The organism is Kitasatospora sp. NPDC001225 (assembly GCF_053597855.1).
In genome coordinates this window covers 95,726-111,203 of the sequence record NZ_JBSFJC010000001.1, presented here as the reverse complement: position 1 = coordinate 111,203, position 15,478 = coordinate 95,726, and the positions used below count along the sequence as shown (strand labels likewise).

Here is a 15,478-nt window from a genome sequence, read left to right as displayed (position 1 = left end):
CGTAGCAGTAGTGAAGGACGACCAGGGAGGACCCCCCAGCAGTGGACGCCAGCAAGTTCACCACCAAGACGCAGGACGCCCTGTCCGCCGCGATCCGGCAGGCGGGCACGGCCGGCAACCCGGACGTCAGGCCGGTGCACATCCTGATCGCCCTGCTGGAGCAGCCCGAGGGCATCGCCCGGCCCCTGCTGGAGGCGGTCGGCGCCGACGTCGCCCGGGTCGACGCCGAGGCCCGCCGCCAGGCGGCCGCGCTGCCCAGCGCGATGGGCTCGACGGTCTCCGCGCCGCAGCTCGCCCGGGACACCATCGCGGTGCTCACCGAGGCCGGCAAGCGCGCGAGCGACCTCGACGACCAGTACGTCTCCACCGAGCACCTGATGGTCGGCCTGGCCGCCGAGGGCGGGCAGGTGGCCGAGCTGCTGGTGCAGCAGGGCGCCACGCCGAAGGCGCTGCTCGCCGCGTTCAAGGACGTCCGGGGCAGCGGCCGGGTCACCTCGCCGGACCCGGAGGGCACCTACAAGGCGCTGGAGAAGTACGGCACCGACCTCACCCAGGCCGCCCGGGACGGCAAGCTCGACCCGGTGATCGGCCGCGACCACGAGATCCGCCGGGTGGTCCAGGTGCTCTCCCGCCGGACCAAGAACAACCCGGTGCTGATCGGCGAGCCCGGCGTCGGCAAGACCGCCGTGGTCGAGGGCCTGGCCCAGCGCATCGTGGCCGGCGACGTGCCGGAGTCGCTGCGCGGCAAGCGGCTGGTCTCGCTGGACCTCAGCGCGATGGTCGCGGGCGCCAAGTTCCGCGGCGAGTTCGAGGAGCGGCTGAAGGCCGTCCTGAACGACATCAAGGCCTCCGACGGCCAGGTCGTCACCTTCATCGACGAGCTGCACACCATGGTCGGCGCGGGCGCCGGCGGGGACTCCGCGATGGACGCGGGCAACATGCTCAAGCCGATGCTGGCCCGCGGCGAGCTGCGGATGGTCGGCGCCACCACGCTGGACGAGTACCGCGAGCGGATCGAGAAGGACCCGGCCCTGGAGCGCCGCTTCCAGCAGGTGCTGGTCGGCGAGCCCAGCGTGGAGGACTCGATCGCCATCCTGCGCGGCCTCAAGGGCCGGTACGAGGCGCACCACAAGGTGCAGATCTCGGACGCCGCCCTGGTCGCCGCGGCCACCCTGTCCAACCGCTACATCACCTCCCGCTTCCTGCCCGACAAGGCGATCGACCTGGTCGACGAGGCGGCCTCCCGGCTGCGGATGGAGATCGACTCCTCCCCGGTCGAGATCGACGAACTCCAGCGCTCGGTCGACCGGTTGCGGATGGAGGAGCTGGCCCTGGAGAAGGAGTCGGACCCGGCCTCGGTCGACCGGTTGGCCCGGCTGCGGCGCGACCTCGCCGACCGGAACGAGCAGTTGAGCGTGCTCACGGCCCGCTGGGAGCAGGAGAAGAAGAGCCTCAACCGGGTCGGCGAGCTCAAGGGGCGGCTGGACGACCTGCACGGCGCGCTCGAACGCGCCCAGCGCGACGGGGACTTCGAGCGGGCGTCCAAGCTGATGTACGCCGAGATCCCGGCCGCCGAGAAGGAGCTCGCCGACGCCCAGGAGCGGGCCGCCGACCAGGACGCCTCCGCCTCGATGGTCAAGGAGGAGGTCGGCCCGGACGACGTGGCCGACGTGGTCGCCTCCTGGACGGGCATCCCGGCCGGTCGGCTGCTGGAGGGCGAGAGCGCCAAACTCCTGCGCATGGAGGAGGAGTTGGGCCGTCGCCTGATCGGCCAGAAGGAGGCCGTGCAGGCCGTCTCGGACGCGGTGCGGCGCACCCGCTCCGGCATCGCCGACCCGGACCGCCCGACCGGCTCCTTCCTCTTCCTCGGCCCGACCGGCGTCGGCAAGACCGAACTCGCCAAGGCCCTGGCCGACTTCCTGTTCGACGACGCCCGGGCCATGGTCCGGATCGACATGAGCGAGTACGGCGAGAAGCACTCGGTCTCCCGCCTGGTCGGCGCCCCGCCCGGGTACGTCGGCTACGAGGAGGGCGGCCAGCTCACCGAGGCGGTCCGCCGCCGCCCGTACAGCGTGGTGCTGCTGGACGAGGTGGAGAAGGCGCACCCGGAGGTCTTCGACGTCCTGCTCCAGGTGCTGGACGACGGGCGGCTCACCGACGGCCAGGGCCGCACGGTGGACTTCCGCAACGCCATCCTGATCCTCACCTCCAACCTGGGCTCGCAGTACCTCGTCGACCCGGCCACCCCGGAGGCCGAGAAGCGGGAGCTGGTGCTGGGCACCGTCCGGTCCGCGTTCAAGCCGGAGTTCCTCAACCGGCTGGACGACATCGTGGTCTTCGAGCCGCTGGGCACCGGCGAGCTGAGCCGGATCGTCGACCTCCAGGTGGCCCTCCTGGGCGAGCGGCTGCGGGAGCGGCGGCTCACCCTGGACGTCTCCGAGGCCGCCCGCGACTGGCTGGCGCTCACCGGCTACGACCCGGCGTACGGCGCCCGCCCGCTGCGCCGGCTGGTGCAGTCCGCGATCGGCGACCAGCTGGCCCGGGCGATCCTGTCCGGCGCGGTGCACGACGGGGACACCGTCGTGGTCGAGCGGGACGAGGAGGGCGACCGCCTCACCGTCCGCGGCCGGGGGCCGCTGGAGAAGTAGCACCGCCGGGCGTCCGGCGCACGGGCCGTTCCCTCCGCTCCGGCGGCGGGGGACGGCCCGTTCCGCGTCCCCGGCCCGTTCCGCGTCCCCGGCCCGGTTCGCGCCCCCGGCCCGGTTCGCGCCCCGGGCCGGACGCCGTCACTCCGCCGCCTGCCGCAGCAGCCGCCGCGTCCGGTCCCGCCGGCTGCGCGCCAGCCGGTGCAGTTCGGCCACCTGGGCGTCCGGCAGCTTCCAGGTCTGGGTCAGCAGCCGCAGCGTGGACACCCGCGGGCAGGACACCTCCCGTTCCAGGTCCCGGATCGACCGCACGCTCAGCCCGGTCGCCTCGCCCAGCTGCTCCTGCGTCATCCCCCGGTCCAGCCGGATGCTCCGCAGCAGCGCCCCGAGCGATGCGCCGTCCCCCGTCGCCGCTCCACCCACTCCTGTTCCCCCCTCAATTCCGGACAGTCCGCCTCAGGACAGCTCAACTCACCGGGCTGGGCCGGGATTTGACCGAAGCGATTTCCGTCGCACGCTAACCGCATCCGGCCCGCACGGCAGCCGAACCGGCGCGCCGGGCGCGTGACGTGGCTCACGCGCGCTCTCCGGACGGCCTCCAGCCCGCCCCGGACACCCTCCGTGACGGCCGCCCGCTCCACCCCTGCCGGAACCGCCGGGGAACACCCGGGGGAAGCCAGGGAAGAACCCGGGAAGGACACCCGGAACGACACCGCGAAGAACGCCGCGAAGAACGCCGGACGAAGATCGACTCGCCCCTCGGCTGCCCCTGTGAGCGGAGCCCCGAATGAGGCAGGATGGGAGGTGGAAAGGGCGGCCTCTCATTGCCGGCCACCACGTGCACTGAGGAATGAGGACCCCCATGAGCATCGACCCGTCGTCCATCCCGTCCTTCGGCGTCCCCCAGGGCGGCCAGCCCGGCGGCCAGGGCGGGCGGCCGGCCGGCCCGCCGCCGATCATCGTCCCGGACCAGGGCCTGGTCACCCAGCTGCTGGACCAGATGCAGCTCAAGCACGTCGTGGACGAGGAGGGCGACCTCACCGCCCCCTGGGAGGGCTTCCGCGTCTACTACATGTTCCGCGGCGAGCAGAAGGAGCTCTTCGCGGTGCGCGCCTTCTACGACCGCGCGTACCCGCTGGAGAAGAAGGGCGAGATCCTCGACCTGATCGACGAGTGGAACCGTGAGACCCTCTGGCCCAAGGTCTACACCCACACCCACGAGGACGGCGTGGTCCGCCTGATCGGCGAGGCCCAGATGATCGTCGGCGCCGGCGTCAACCTGGACTACTTCGTCACCACCACCGCCAACTGGACCCAGGCCGCGGTCGGCTTCGAGCAGTGGATCGTCGAGCGCCTCGGCCTCCAGAACGAGATCGAGGGCGAGGACGGCGAGGGCGCCGAGGGCACCGACGAGGCCTGATCCCTCCCCGGTACCCCCCGCACCGCCCGTTCGGCCCGCCACCCGCCCCCGCGGCGGTGGCGGGCCGTTCTTGTCCCCGGCTCCCGGCTGACCCAGGATGGCCTGACAACGAGCCGTGAGGAGCCACCGATGGGTACCAGGCCACTGCTGAACCGCCGACTGGCCGGGATGGGCACGACGGTCTTCGCCGAGATGTCCGCCCTGGCCACGGCCACCGGCTCGATCAACCTCGGCCAGGGCTTCCCGGACACCGACGGGCCCGAGGAGGTCCGCGAGGCGGCCGTACGGGCCCTGCGCGAGGGCCGCGGCAACCAGTACCCGCCCGGCCCCGGCGTCCCCGAGCTGCGCACCGCGATCGCCGAGCACCAGCAGCGGTTCCACGGCCTCGCGTACGACCCGGACAGCGAGGTGCTGGTCACCGCCGGCGCCACCGAGGCCATCGCCGCCACCCTGCTGGCCCTCCTGGAGCCGGGCGACGAGGTGATCGCCTTCGAGCCGTTCTACGACTCGTACGCCGCCTGCATCGCGATGGCCGGCGCCACCCGGGTGCCGCTCACCCTGCGGGCCCCGTCCTTCCGCCCCGACCTGGACGAGCTGCGCTCGCTGATCACCCCGCGCACCCGGCTGCTGCTGATCAACACCCCGCACAACCCGACCGGCACCGTCCTCACCGCCGAGGAGCTCGCGACCATCGCCGAACTCGCCGTCGAGCACGACCTGCTGGTCGCCACCGACGAGGTCTACGAGCACCTGGTGTTCGGCGCCGCCCACCACCCGATCGCCGCCCTGCCCGGCATGCGCGGACGCACCGTCAGCATCTCCTCGGCCGGCAAGACCTTCTCCTTCACCGGCTGGAAGGTCGGCTGGGTCACCGCGAGCCCGGACCTGGTGGCGGCCGTGCGCACCGCGAAGCAGTACCTCACCTACGTCAGCGCGGGCCCCTTCCAGTACGCCGTCGCCGAGGCCCTGCGGCTGCCGGACACGTACTTCGACACCCTCCGCGCCGACCTGCTGCGCAAGCGCGACCTGTTGGTCGACGGCCTCACCGCGGCCGGCTTCCGGGCCTTCACGCCCGAGGGCACGTACTTCGTCACCACCGACATCACCCCGCTCGGCGAGAAGGACGGCATCGAGTTCTGCCGTGCCCTGCCCGGCCGTTGCGGCGTCGTCGCCATCCCGAACGCGGTGTTCTACGACGACGTGGAGGCCGGCCGTAGCCTGGTCCGCTTCACTTTCTGCAAAAAGGACGAGGTCCTTCAGGAGGCCGTCGCCCGCCTGCGGCGCCTGTGAGGGGCCGCACGCCCCCTTTCACGCCCTTCTCCGCACCCTTCGAACAGGACTGCCCGCAGCCCGACACCAGTTCTGATGGGTCATCAACTTCCTTGATCGGCTTGCTTGTTTGCCGCCACTGAGGCACTCTGGCCGACCCTCCGGGCACTCTCCCGCCGCCCTCCACGCCCCGCGCCTGGAGGGCGGCGGTGCGTGATGCGCCCGAACAGCGCACACCCGGCGCGCACGGCGCGCAATCCGGTGATAGGGGCGCGCGCTGTGCAGACTCGTACACGGGCTCGATCAGAGCCGGGAAGCAGGTGTGCTCGAAACGGTGAATGCTTGACAAAGTTGGGTAAATCACCGGCGGGCCCGACGTATTCGTGCTTCTCTGCTGCTGAATCTCCAGCCGGAATCCTTCCTTCCACGGTCGGCCGCGCCCAGGGCCGCACAGCCACGAACAGCCTCGCCATCGCCTAGGCCTACTCGGTGCTGCTCGGCGGGCGCGCACGGAGCTGAAACGCGGAGCCGAGCATGCTCACCACACTGCAGACCTCCTACACGGACACCCGCGCCGGTGACCTCGCCTGGTGCCTCGGCGGCGACCCGCTGCCCGCTCTCGCCGTCCGCGACCTGAGACTCGACGGAGGCGGCCGCCCGGGCGCGTCCGGCACCCTCCAGCTGCGCCTGCTGGGCGCCTCCCACCAGGTGGTGATCGACGCGGGCCCCGGCCGATGTCTGGAGACCGTCGCCTGCCTGCCCGGCCGCCGCACCCCGCTGCCGGCCCGGGTGGCCAAGCAGATCGGCGGCTGGGAGTACGAGTTCGCCGCCCGCATCGAGGCGCTGCCGCCGCACGACTTCGCGGCCCGCGCCCAGGAGCTGCTGGCCCTGGTCGAGGGGCACCCCCGGGGCCTCGCCGGGGTCTTCCCGGGCGACCCGAGCGCCTTCACCGCGCTGGTCACCCAGGGCGGCCCGGACCGGCTCCTGTGGCGCACCTGGCACGCCTACCCGCAGGAGGGGCAGCTGGTGTGCACCCGCTCCTCGCTGGTGGTGTCCGGGGCATGACCGCCCCCAAGTCCGGAGCGGAACACCGGTCCGGCCGTAGGCCGCCCAAGCCGGGCCTACGAATCGTACGCAGGAACGATTCGTCAATTCGACGTCGCTCACTGTCCGTCGGATGGGCGCAGCCATCCGTCCCGCACGTCCCCTAGCGTTTGTTCGTGATCAACCATCCGGCCGGTCCGCCCGCACGCCCGCGAGTGGACCTCGACGACGGCACCCCACCCCGGCCCGGGCGAGCCCACGCCCCACTCCTGCCCGCCCGCCGTCGGCCCCGGCTGCGCTCCCGACCACGGTTCGCCCGCCTGACCGTCCTGCTGGCCGCGTTCGTCTGCGCGGCCTGCGGACTCGTCTACGAGCTCGAACTCGTGGCGCTCGGCGACTACCTGCTCGGGGACACGGTCACCCAAACCTCCGTCGTGCTCTCCGTCATGGTCTTCGCGATGGGCCTCGGCTCCCTCCTCGCCAAACGGCTCACCAGCCGGCCCGCCACCGCCTTCGCCCTGGTCGAGTGCGCGCTCGCGCTCACCGGCGGACTCTCCGTCCTCGCCCTCTACTCCTGCTGGGCCTGGATCGGCCGCTACCAGGCCGCCATGGTCGGCCTCACCTGCCTGATCGGCATCCTCATCGGCGCCGAGATCCCCCTGCTGATGACCCTCATCCAACGGATCCGGCGCGAGGACGCCGGCCGGGCCGTCGCCGACCTGTTCGCCGCCGACTACGTGGGCGCCCTGATCGGCGGCCTCGCCTTCCCGTTCCTGATCCTGCCCGGCCTCGGGCCCGGCGACGGAGCACTGCTCACCGGCGCCGTCAACGCCGTCGCCGGGGCCGCCGTGGTGCTCTGGCTGTTCCGCGAGGAACCCGCCCCCCGGATACGACGGCTGCTCTGGGGCGGCTGCCTGCTGGTGCTCGCCGTGCTCGCGGCGGCCGCGGCCGGCTCCGACGCCGTCGAACGCGCCGCCCGGCACGCCCTCTACGGCGACCAGGTCCGCTACGCGACCCGCAGCCGGTACCAGGAGATCGTGCTCACCGGCCCCGCCGAAGGCCCGCTCCGGCTCTACCTCGACGGCCGGCTCGCGGTCTGCGGACCCGACGAGTACCGGGGCAGCGAGGGCCTCGTCCACCCCGCCATGGCGGCCGGCCCGGACGCCCGGGTCCTGTTGCTCGGCGGCGGCGACGGACTCGCCCTGCGGGAGGTGCTGCGGCACCGGGGCGTCCGCACCGTCCGACTGGTCGACGCCGACCCCGCCCTCCCCCGGCTCGCCCGCACCGACCCCGGGCTCGCCGCCCTCGGCGGGCGCTCCCTGGACGACCCCCGGGTCCGCACCACCGCCGCCGACCCGATGGCCTGGCTGCGCGGCGCGGGTGCCCCCGGCGGGGACGGACCGTACGACGTGGTGCTCGCCGACCTCCCGGCACCGGCCGACGGCGGACCGGTCAAGTTCCACTCCCAGGAGTTCTACGGCCTCGCCACCCGGCTGCTCTCCCCCGGAGGCCGGATCGCCGTCCGCGCCGGGAGCGACCTGGACGGCCTCTGGCAGATCGAGTCCGGCCTGCGGACGACGGGCCTGCAGACCGCCCCGTACGCCGTCCCGGGCAGCGCCACCGCCGCCTGCCGCCCCGGCCCGCCGGACGGCGCCCAGAACTTCCTCCTCGCCGCCGCCACCCGGCCCCCGCTCACCCTCGCCCCCGACGCCCCGGCCCCCCGCGCCCTCACCCCCGACACCCTCCACGCCACCACCACCCGCCTCACCGCCCTCCGCCCCGCCCACCCCCCGGCCGCCCTCACCCTCCTCGGCCCCCGCTGAGGTCGCCGCTGAGCCGCAGCCCGGCGGCCCTCCTCCGCCACCGTTGAGGCCGACAGCCGGAAGCCCCGCACCCGCACCCACGCCGCCGCTCCCACGGCCCTGCGGAGCCGCCACCGGCCGCACCCGACGCCACGGGAAGAGCGGCCGGGGGAAGGCGGCCCCCGCCGGACACGGCAGGGGCCGCCCGGCATCCGCGAAGCGGGCCGAGGCGGGCGAAGCCCTCCGCTCCCCGGGGTCCGCGCGCAGGCGGAACGGTGATCGACTCGCCGCCCCCATCGCCGCTGCGCGAGAAGTCGATCCAGCCGACTTCTCGCGCAGGGAGGCCCGGAAGAACGGGCTCCTCGACCGGCAAGCCCCCGCACGGGCGGGGCCGCTCGGCAGCCGGGGAGCGGGCCCAGGCAGGAGAAGACCCATGGCCCCGGCCCACCTTGCGGGGGCGGACGGCCGCCGGACGACGGGCGACGGAGCGGGGCCCGTCGCGGTGCGGGGCCGGTGGGGAGGGCGGCCCCGGGCCTGGCCGCTGCTGGATGGGCGCGGGCCCGATGGGCAGGACCGTGGGCGGCCCCGGGCCTGCGGGGCCAAGTGGGCGAGGCGGGGCCGGAGGATGCGGGGCCCGTGAGCGGGGCGGCCCCGGGCTTGGGGCCGGTGGATGGGCGCGGGCCCGGTGCGCAGGGCTGTGGGCGGCCCCGGGCCTGGGGCCGGGTGGGTGGGGCAGCACCGGAGGGCGCGGGGTCGGTGGGCGTGCGCAGCCTCGGGCCTGCGGGGCCGGAGGGTGCCGGGTCGGTGGGCGGGGCGGCCCCGGGCTCGGGTGGCGAGATGGTGCGACGGCCAAGGGAACGGGTGGGATGGGGAAAATCTGGTGGTGGTGGGTAGGGACCGGGCGGGGACCAGTCGGTAGGCTCCGTGGCATGGAGCATGAGGTTGTCGTCCCGATGTCCGCCGAGCTGGTGCGGCAGGCCTTGCAGGATCCGGCGCTGCTGGCGCGGAGCGTGCCGGGGCTGAGCACCGAGCCGGCCGCGGTCGGGTCCGGTGCGGCCGAGGAGATCGGCGGCCGGCTGAAGCTGCGGATCGGCGGCTCCACGATCACGTACAAGGGCGTGCTGTCGCTGATCGAGGGCCGGGAGGGCGTGCTGACCGTGCTCGCCGAGGGCGAGGAGGCCCGGGGCAGCGGTGAGGCGACCGCCACCGTCCGGGTCAGCGTCGTGGACGGCGCCGAGGACGGCACCGCGGCGATCCGCTTCACCGGCGACCTGAGCGCCACCGGCCGGCTGACCGAGTTCGACGAGGAGACCCTCGACGCCACCGGCCGCCGTCTGCTGGACAGGTTCGCCGCCGCGCTGGTCGCCCCGGAGGGCGAGCAGCCGCAGGACCAGGAGGGCTCGGAGGACCTGGAGGAGCAGGAGGACCAGGCCGCGGAGACCTCGACCGGCGCGGGTGTGGTCTTCATCGAGGAGCGCCAGGACCAGCCCGGCGACGACCTGGACGACGACCTCTCCGACCTGATCGCCTTCTCCGACGCCGACGCCGAGCGCTTCGGTCTGCCCACCGGCTCCGCCGACGACGACGAGGACGACGTCGAGGGCGAGGGCGAGGACGCGGACGGCTCCGCCGAGCAGGACGGCGTCGCTGAGGAGCTGCCCGCCGAGCCGCTCTTCGCGTACGAGGACGAGCCGGTGCTCTCCGGCCCGGTGCGCCGCAGCATCGTCGGCCGGTCCGCCGAGGAGGTGGACCACGCTCCGCCGCGCGGCCCGTACGCCCCGGCGCTGCCCGCCCGCAGCGCGCGGGCCCGGGCGGCGTCCCGCTGGGGCGGGGAGGCCGGCGGGATCGTGGTGCCGGGCGCCGGCGGCCGCAACGCGGTGCCGTGGGTGATCGGCGGCTCGGTGGCCCTGCTGGGCGGTGCCGTGGTGCTGGTCAGGGCGCTGCGCCGCCGCTGACCTGGCGCCGGCCGGGCGCGAGCCCGGAGAGCCGCGGGGACTGCCAGGGCCTAGACTGAACGCTCATGAGCAACGACCGCGACGCCCTGCTGGCACAGATCAAGGACAAGGCCGTCGTGCACGGCAAGGTCACCCTCTCCTCCGGCAAGGAGGCCGACTACTACGTCGACCTGCGCCGGATCACGCTGGACGGCGTGGCCGCCCCGCTGGTCGGCCGGGTGATGCTGGACGCGACCTCGCACCTGGAGTACGACGCCGTCGGCGGTCTGACCCTGGGCGCCGACCCGGTGGCCGCCTCGATGCTGCACGCCGCCGCCGCGCGCGGGCAGCAGCTGGACGCCTTCGTGGTCCGCAAGACCGGCAAGGCGCACGGCCTGCAGCGCCGGATCGAGGGCCCGGAGGTCAAGGGCCGCCGGGTGCTGGCCGTCGAGGACACCTCCACCACGGGCGGCTCGGTGCTGACCGCCGTGGAGGCGCTGCGCGAGGCGGGCGCCGAGGTGGTCGGCGTCGCGGTGATCGTGGAGCGCGGCGGCGCGGCCGCCGTCGAGGCCCAGGGCCTGGAGTACGTGACCGCGTACACCCTGGACGACCTGGGTCTCTGACCCCGACCCGCCGGGACGGCAAACGCCGGGACGACGAACGACCGAGGGCCGGTGCTGTTTCACGTGAAACAGCACCGGCCCTCGCCGTGTCCGGAGCGGCGGGCGCTCAGCCCCGCCGGTGCCGGCCGCCGCCAGCCTGGACCTGGCTCTCCTCGTCGACCTCGGCACCGATGCCGGCCCGCTTCTTCTTCCGCTCGCGCATGACCTCGATCAGGATCGGCGAGATGGACAGCAGGACGATCAGCAGCACCGCCGGGATCAGGTACTTGTCGATCACCGGGGCGAGCGCGTCACCGAAGAAGTAGCCGATCAGCAGCATGGACTCGGTCCACAGCACGCCGCCGATCACGTTCCAGACGAAGAAGGTCCGGGCGGGCATCTCCAGGGTGCCCGCGACCGGGTTCAGGAAGGTGCGGATGATCGGCATGAAGCGGGCCAGCACGACGGCCTTGCCGGAGCCGAACTTGTTGAAGTACTCCTCCGCCTTCACCACGTAGTCGCGGCGGAAGATCTTCGAATCGGGCTTGTCGAACATCTTCGGCCCGACCTTGGCGCCGATCAGGTGCCCGAGCTGGGCGCCGGCGATCGCCGCGATCGGGCAGCCGATCAGCAGGACGGCGATCGGCAGCTTGGCGCCGTCACCGAGCACCGAGGAGGCTGCGTTCGAGGCGGCGACGCCCGCGAGGATCAGCAGCGAGTCACCCGGGAAGAAGAAGCCGACCAGCAGGCCGGTCTCCGCGAAGATGATCGCGATCAGCCCGATGGCGCCGAGGGACGAGATCAGGGATTTGGCGTCGAGCAGGTTGACGGCCAGCTGGTTGTAGTCCACGGGCGCAGGATAGCGGGCGCACCTTGCCGGCGACGCGGGCGTACCGTGCCGACGGCGCCCGGCCGGGACCGGTTCCGGCCCCCGCCGGGGCCGCCCGGGTGCCGCCGTGCGCCCGTACCGTGCGACGTTCCGCATGGCGGGCTCCTGCTGACCCGCGGGCACGAGTCTGGGAAGATGGCACAGGCGTCCGGTCCGCGGTGGCACACCACCCTCATGGCCGTACCGCGCAGGTCGCCGCGAACGTGCCGGAGAGCCACCACCGCAACGCCGCGCGTCGGCGGGCCGGCACGGAGTCGTCACGAAGGCGTACACAGCGTCGGACAGCACCGTCCGTACGCCGCAACCCGACAGGAGCGGATCGCATGCCCATCGCAACTCCCGAGGTCTACAACGAGATGCTCGACCGGGCCAAGGCGGGCAAGTTCGCCTACCCGGCCATCAACGTCACGTCGTCGCAGACCCTGCACGCCGCGCTGCGTGGTTTCGCCGAGGCCGAGAGCGACGGCATCATCCAGATCTCGACCGGTGGCGCGGAGTTCCTGGGCGGCCAGCACAGCAAGGACATGGTGACCGGCGCGGTCGCGCTCGCCGAGTTCGCCCACATCGTCGCCGCCAAGTACGACGTCACCGTCGCTCTGCACACCGACCACTGCCCGAAGGACAAGCTGGACGGCTACGTCCGCCCGCTGCTGGCGGTCTCCGCCGAGCGCGTGGCCAAGGGCGAGAACCCGCTGTTCCAGTCGCACATGTGGGACGGCTCGGCCGAGACCCTCGCCGACAACCTGGCCATCGCCCAGGAGCTGCTGGCCCAGGCCGCCGCCGCCAAGATCATCCTCGAGGTCGAGATCACCCCGACCGGCGGCGAGGAGGACGGCGTCACCCACGAGATCAACGACGAGCTGTACACCACCGTCAACGACGCCGTGCGCACCGCCGAGGCGCTGGGCCTGGGCGAGCAGGGCCGCTACCTGCTGGCCGCCTCCTTCGGCAACGTGCACGGCGTGTACAAGCCGGGCAACGTCGTGCTGAAGCCGGAGCTGCTGCGCGAGCTGCAGGACGCGATCGGCAAGCAGTACGGCAAGACCGACCCGTTCGACTTCGTCTTCCACGGCGGCTCGGGCTCGACCGCCGAGGAGATCGCCACCGCGCTGGAGAACGGCGTCGTGAAGATGAACCTGGACACCGACACCCAGTACGCCTTCACCCGCCCGGTGGCCGGCCACATGTTCGCCAACTACGACGGCGTGCTGAAGGTCGACGGCGAGGTCGGCAAGAAGAACACCTACGACCCGCGCACCTGGGGCAAGCTGGCCGAGGCCGGCATGGCCGCCCGCGTGCGCGAGGCCGCCGAGCAGCTGCGTTCGGCGGGCAAGCGCCTGAAGTGAGGCCCGCGCCCCGCGTAGGTCCCGCGCCCCGAGCGTGAGAAACGGGTGCCCCCGGCGGACTCCGCCGGGGGCACCCGTACGTCGGGGGGGTGTCTACCGCTCTACAGCTCTACCGATCTCTACGGCTCTGCCGCTCGACCGCTCTACTGCTTGAGCTCCGCGTACGCCTCCGCGCTGCTGTCCTTCAGGAACTGCCAGCAGCGGGCCTCCTCCTCGGTCTCCTTGATCGCGCCGGCCGCCCGGGCGAGCGCCGCCAGGCAGCGCAGGAAGCCGCGGTTGCCGCGGTGCTCCCACGGCACCGGGCCGTGGCCCTTCCAGCCGTTGCGCCGCAGCGCGTCCAGACCACGGTGGTAGCCGGTACGGGCGTAGGCGTACGACTCGACGTACCGGCCGGCCGCGTAGGCGTCGTCGGCCAGCATCGCCCAGGCGAGGCAGAAGACCGGGAACTCGGCCGCCACCTGGGTCGGGGAGGCCGATTCCTCCGCCAGCATCCGGTAGGGCCGCTCCTCCTCCGGGAGCAGGGTCGGTTCGGGACCGTCGAGAAGATTCCTGTGAATCGCCATGCCCTGAAGTCTGCCACCCGAGACGCAGGGGTCAACCGCCGTCCCGGACGGGCGGCCGCAACGGGCACCGGCGCCGCCCACGGGAAGGTGGACATTCACCCGTTCGCCATGCCAGTGTGAAGATCATGTCTGCAGCCCGATCCGTCGGCAGGCGCACCGCACCGCCCCGGAAGGGCGGTCGCCGACGCCGCCGGCAGCGGCGCAGACCCGGTCCTGGCATGCTCACGGCACTGGTGCTCTCCGTGCTGGTGCTGGGCGCCGCGGCGTTCATGCTGAACCGCCCCTCGGCCACCCCGGCCACCACCCCGACCACCCAGGCGAGGGTCGCCCCGCCGGCCGAGCAGGCCGCCACGGCGGCACCGGCGCCGGCTCCCGCACCGGCCGACACCCCGCCGCCCCCGCCGGCCCCGACACCGACCCCGCCGCCCGCCCCCGCCGCGCCGGACCCCGGCCCCGCCAAGGGCGCGGGCACCTTCACCGTCGCCCCCGCCACCGCCAAGCCGGTCGGGCGCGGCACCGTACGCCGCTACCGGGTCGAGGTCGAGGACGGCATCGGCATCGACGCCCCGGCCGCCGCCGCGCAGGTCCACGGCATCCTCGGCGACAAGCGAGGCTGGACCAACGACCGCAAGAACGGCTTCCAGCTGGTCGCCGACGGCCCGTACGACTTCACCGTGAAGATCGCCTCACCGGCCACCGTGGACCGGATCTGCGGCGCCTCCGGACTGGACACCCACGGCGAGGTCAACTGCAACGTCGGCAACCAGGTGCTCGTCAACTCCAAGCGCTGGAACACCGGTTCACCGCAGTTCAGCGGCCCGCTGGAGGAGTACCGGGCACTGATCGTCAACCACGAGGTGGGCCACCGGATCGGCCACGGGCACGAGGGCTGCCCGGGCGAGGGCAAGCCCGCGCCCGCGATGATGCAGCAGATCTACGGTCTCAAGGGCTGCGCCCCCAACGCCTGGCCGTACTCGGCGGAGGGCACCTACCTCAGCGGGCCGTCCGTCCCGTAGCCCGCGGGACCGGAGCCGCACCGGGGAGCCGGTCAGCCGAGCACCGGCAGGTACGCCCGCAGGTCGCTGCGCTCCCCCGAGGCGGACACCTCGGCCGCGTCCACCGCCGCCGCCCAGGCCGTCCGGCCGGTGGCCAGCCGGATCCAGGTCAGCGGGTCGGTCTCCACCACGTTGGGCGGGGTGCCCCGGGTGTGCCGGGGGCCCTCGACGGCCTGCACCACCGCGTACGGCGGGATCCGCAGCTCGACCGCGCCGCCCGGGGCGCGGTCGGCGAAGGCGTCGGCCAGCAGCCGGGTGACGGCCGCGACGGCCTGCCGGTCGTGCGGGAAGGCCGGGAGAGCCCGGGAGGCCGAGGAGGTCAGGGAAACCGAGGAGACCGGGGAGCCGGGGAAGGCGTCGGGCCCGAGCGCGGCGGCCAGGTCGTCGGCGTGCACGACCGTCTCCACCAGCCTGGTCACCAGCATGTCGGAGAGCGTCATCGAACCCAGCCGGATCTCGAACCGCCGGGCCGGGTCGGCGGCTTCGGGCCGCTCCAGCAGGGCGAGCAGCGCGTCCGCGGCCCGGCCGAAGGCGGCCGCCACCGAGGCCGCGTCCCCGGCGAACTCCGCCGCGCCCCGCGCCCGGGCCTGCTCGTCCAGCAGCGGCGCGACGGTGGCGACCCCGGCCGCCCAGCCCGACAGGTCCAGCGGTGCCCGCCCCTGCGGCCGGTCGTCCAGGTGCGCCGGGACGTAGTCGAGTTGGACGGCCAGGTGGGCGAGCAGTTCGCGGACCCGCCACCGCCCCAACCGGGTCGGCAGGTCCAGCTGCTCCGTGCCGAGCGCGTCCACGGCGGCACGCAGCGCCCTGGTCTGGGCGGCCAGCGCGGCGCGGACCTTCTGCGGCTGGTACGTACGGGGCTTAGCAGGCATGGGGCTCAACATATGACGAGGGGCGGACGGTTCACCAGGA

13 protein-coding genes are annotated in these 15,478 nt (G+C 73.7%); 9 read left to right on the top strand and 4 right to left on the bottom strand.

What is annotated here, in order from left to right:
* Positions 1 to 41: 41 nt before the first annotated feature.
* Positions 42 to 2,648 carry an ATP-dependent chaperone ClpB gene (gene clpB / locus ACWDCZ_RS00475; RefSeq protein ID WP_380775735.1) on the top strand — a complete coding sequence of 869 codons (2,607 nt, stop codon included), beginning with the start codon at positions 42 to 44 and terminating at the stop codon, positions 2,646 to 2,648.
* 138 nt (positions 2,649 to 2,786) lie between these two features.
* Here the strand turns inward: clpB and ACWDCZ_RS00470 are convergent, their stop codons facing one another.
* Positions 2,787 to 3,068 (bottom strand): helix-turn-helix domain-containing protein, encoded by a 282-nt coding sequence (locus tag ACWDCZ_RS00470; protein ID WP_375875063.1) that lies wholly within the window; start codon positions 3,066 to 3,068, stop codon positions 2,787 to 2,789.
* 439 nt (positions 3,069 to 3,507) lie between these two features.
* On the opposite strand from ACWDCZ_RS00470, the gene ACWDCZ_RS00465 reads away from it, so the two are divergent.
* The 6 genes from ACWDCZ_RS00465 (at position 3,508) to pyrE (ending at position 10,737) form a co-directional block, all read left to right on the top strand.
* Positions 3,508 to 4,065 (top strand): type III secretion system chaperone family protein, encoded by a 558-nt coding sequence (locus ACWDCZ_RS00465; protein WP_049650411.1) that lies wholly within the window; start codon positions 3,508 to 3,510, stop codon positions 4,063 to 4,065.
* Between the two features lie 129 nt (positions 4,066 to 4,194).
* Positions 4,195 to 5,355 carry a pyridoxal phosphate-dependent aminotransferase gene (locus ACWDCZ_RS00460; RefSeq protein WP_387970993.1) on the top strand — a complete coding sequence of 387 codons (1,161 nt, stop codon included), beginning with the start codon at positions 4,195 to 4,197 and terminating at the stop codon, positions 5,353 to 5,355.
* Between the two features lie 513 nt (positions 5,356 to 5,868).
* Positions 5,869 to 6,399, top strand: coding sequence for a DUF2617 family protein (locus ACWDCZ_RS00455; protein ID WP_049650409.1), 531 nt, complete (start codon positions 5,869 to 5,871; stop codon positions 6,397 to 6,399).
* Between the two features lie 155 nt (positions 6,400 to 6,554).
* The gene (locus ACWDCZ_RS00450; protein ID WP_234348276.1) at positions 6,555 to 8,201 is read left to right on the top strand and encodes a polyamine aminopropyltransferase; all 1,647 of its coding nucleotides are present in this window, start codon (positions 6,555 to 6,557) and stop codon (positions 8,199 to 8,201) included.
* 908 nt (positions 8,202 to 9,109) lie between these two features.
* Positions 9,110 to 10,135, top strand: coding sequence for a hypothetical protein (locus ACWDCZ_RS00445; protein WP_449814824.1), 1,026 nt, complete (start codon positions 9,110 to 9,112; stop codon positions 10,133 to 10,135).
* Between the two features lie 65 nt (positions 10,136 to 10,200).
* Entirely contained in the window at positions 10,201 to 10,737 is a 537-nt protein-coding gene (pyrE, locus tag ACWDCZ_RS00440) for an orotate phosphoribosyltransferase (protein ID WP_049659651.1), read from the top strand.
* 106 nt (positions 10,738 to 10,843) lie between these two features.
* On the opposite strand, the gene ACWDCZ_RS00435 is transcribed toward pyrE, so the two are convergent.
* Positions 10,844 to 11,566, bottom strand: a complete 723-nt coding sequence (locus ACWDCZ_RS00435) for a DedA family protein (RefSeq protein ID WP_220450051.1) — start codon at positions 11,564 to 11,566, stop codon at positions 10,844 to 10,846.
* 362 nt (positions 11,567 to 11,928) lie between these two features.
* On the opposite strand from ACWDCZ_RS00435, the gene fbaA reads away from it, so the two are divergent.
* Entirely contained in the window at positions 11,929 to 12,951 is a 1,023-nt protein-coding gene (gene fbaA / locus ACWDCZ_RS00430; protein ID WP_049659648.1) for a class II fructose-bisphosphate aldolase, read from the top strand.
* 143 nt (positions 12,952 to 13,094) lie between these two features.
* Here fbaA and ACWDCZ_RS00425 read toward each other — a convergent pair whose 3' ends face one another.
* The gene (locus tag ACWDCZ_RS00425; protein WP_049659647.1) at positions 13,095 to 13,514 is read right to left on the bottom strand and encodes a DUF3151 domain-containing protein; all 420 of its coding nucleotides are present in this window, start codon (positions 13,512 to 13,514) and stop codon (positions 13,095 to 13,097) included.
* A 218-nt stretch (positions 13,515 to 13,732) separates the two neighbouring features.
* Between ACWDCZ_RS00425 and ACWDCZ_RS00420 the strand changes: the two genes are divergently transcribed.
* Positions 13,733 to 14,530 carry a DUF3152 domain-containing protein gene (locus tag ACWDCZ_RS00420; RefSeq protein ID WP_449814823.1) on the top strand — a complete coding sequence of 266 codons (798 nt, stop codon included), beginning with the start codon at positions 13,733 to 13,735 and terminating at the stop codon, positions 14,528 to 14,530.
* Between the two features lie 32 nt (positions 14,531 to 14,562).
* Here the strand turns inward: ACWDCZ_RS00420 and ACWDCZ_RS00415 are convergent, their stop codons facing one another.
* Positions 14,563 to 15,438 carry a sterol carrier family protein gene (locus ACWDCZ_RS00415; protein ID WP_449814822.1) on the bottom strand — a complete coding sequence of 292 codons (876 nt, stop codon included), beginning with the start codon at positions 15,436 to 15,438 and terminating at the stop codon, positions 14,563 to 14,565.
* Between the last annotated feature and the right edge of the window lie 40 nt (positions 15,439 to 15,478).

Coding starts and splice junctions, on each gene's coding strand:
- ACWDCZ_RS00465 (WP_049650411.1), top strand. CDS start 3,508: ATGAGCATCGACCCGTCGTCCATCCCGTCCTTCGGCGTCCCCCAGGGC.
- ACWDCZ_RS00460 (WP_387970993.1), top strand. CDS start 4,195: ATGGGTACCAGGCCACTGCTGAACCGCCGACTGGCCGGGATGGGCACG.
- ACWDCZ_RS00455 (WP_049650409.1), top strand. CDS start 5,869: ATGCTCACCACACTGCAGACCTCCTACACGGACACCCGCGCCGGTGAC.
- ACWDCZ_RS00445 (WP_449814824.1), top strand. CDS start 9,110: ATGGAGCATGAGGTTGTCGTCCCGATGTCCGCCGAGCTGGTGCGGCAG.
- pyrE (WP_049659651.1), top strand. CDS start 10,201: ATGAGCAACGACCGCGACGCCCTGCTGGCACAGATCAAGGACAAGGCC.
- fbaA (WP_049659648.1), top strand. CDS start 11,929: ATGCCCATCGCAACTCCCGAGGTCTACAACGAGATGCTCGACCGGGCC.
- ACWDCZ_RS00425 (WP_049659647.1), bottom strand. CDS start 13,514: ATGGCGATTCACAGGAATCTTCTCGACGGTCCCGAACCGACCCTGCTC.
- ACWDCZ_RS00420 (WP_449814823.1), top strand. CDS start 13,733: ATGCTCACGGCACTGGTGCTCTCCGTGCTGGTGCTGGGCGCCGCGGCG.
- ACWDCZ_RS00415 (WP_449814822.1), bottom strand. CDS start 15,438: ATGCCTGCTAAGCCCCGTACGTACCAGCCGCAGAAGGTCCGCGCCGCG.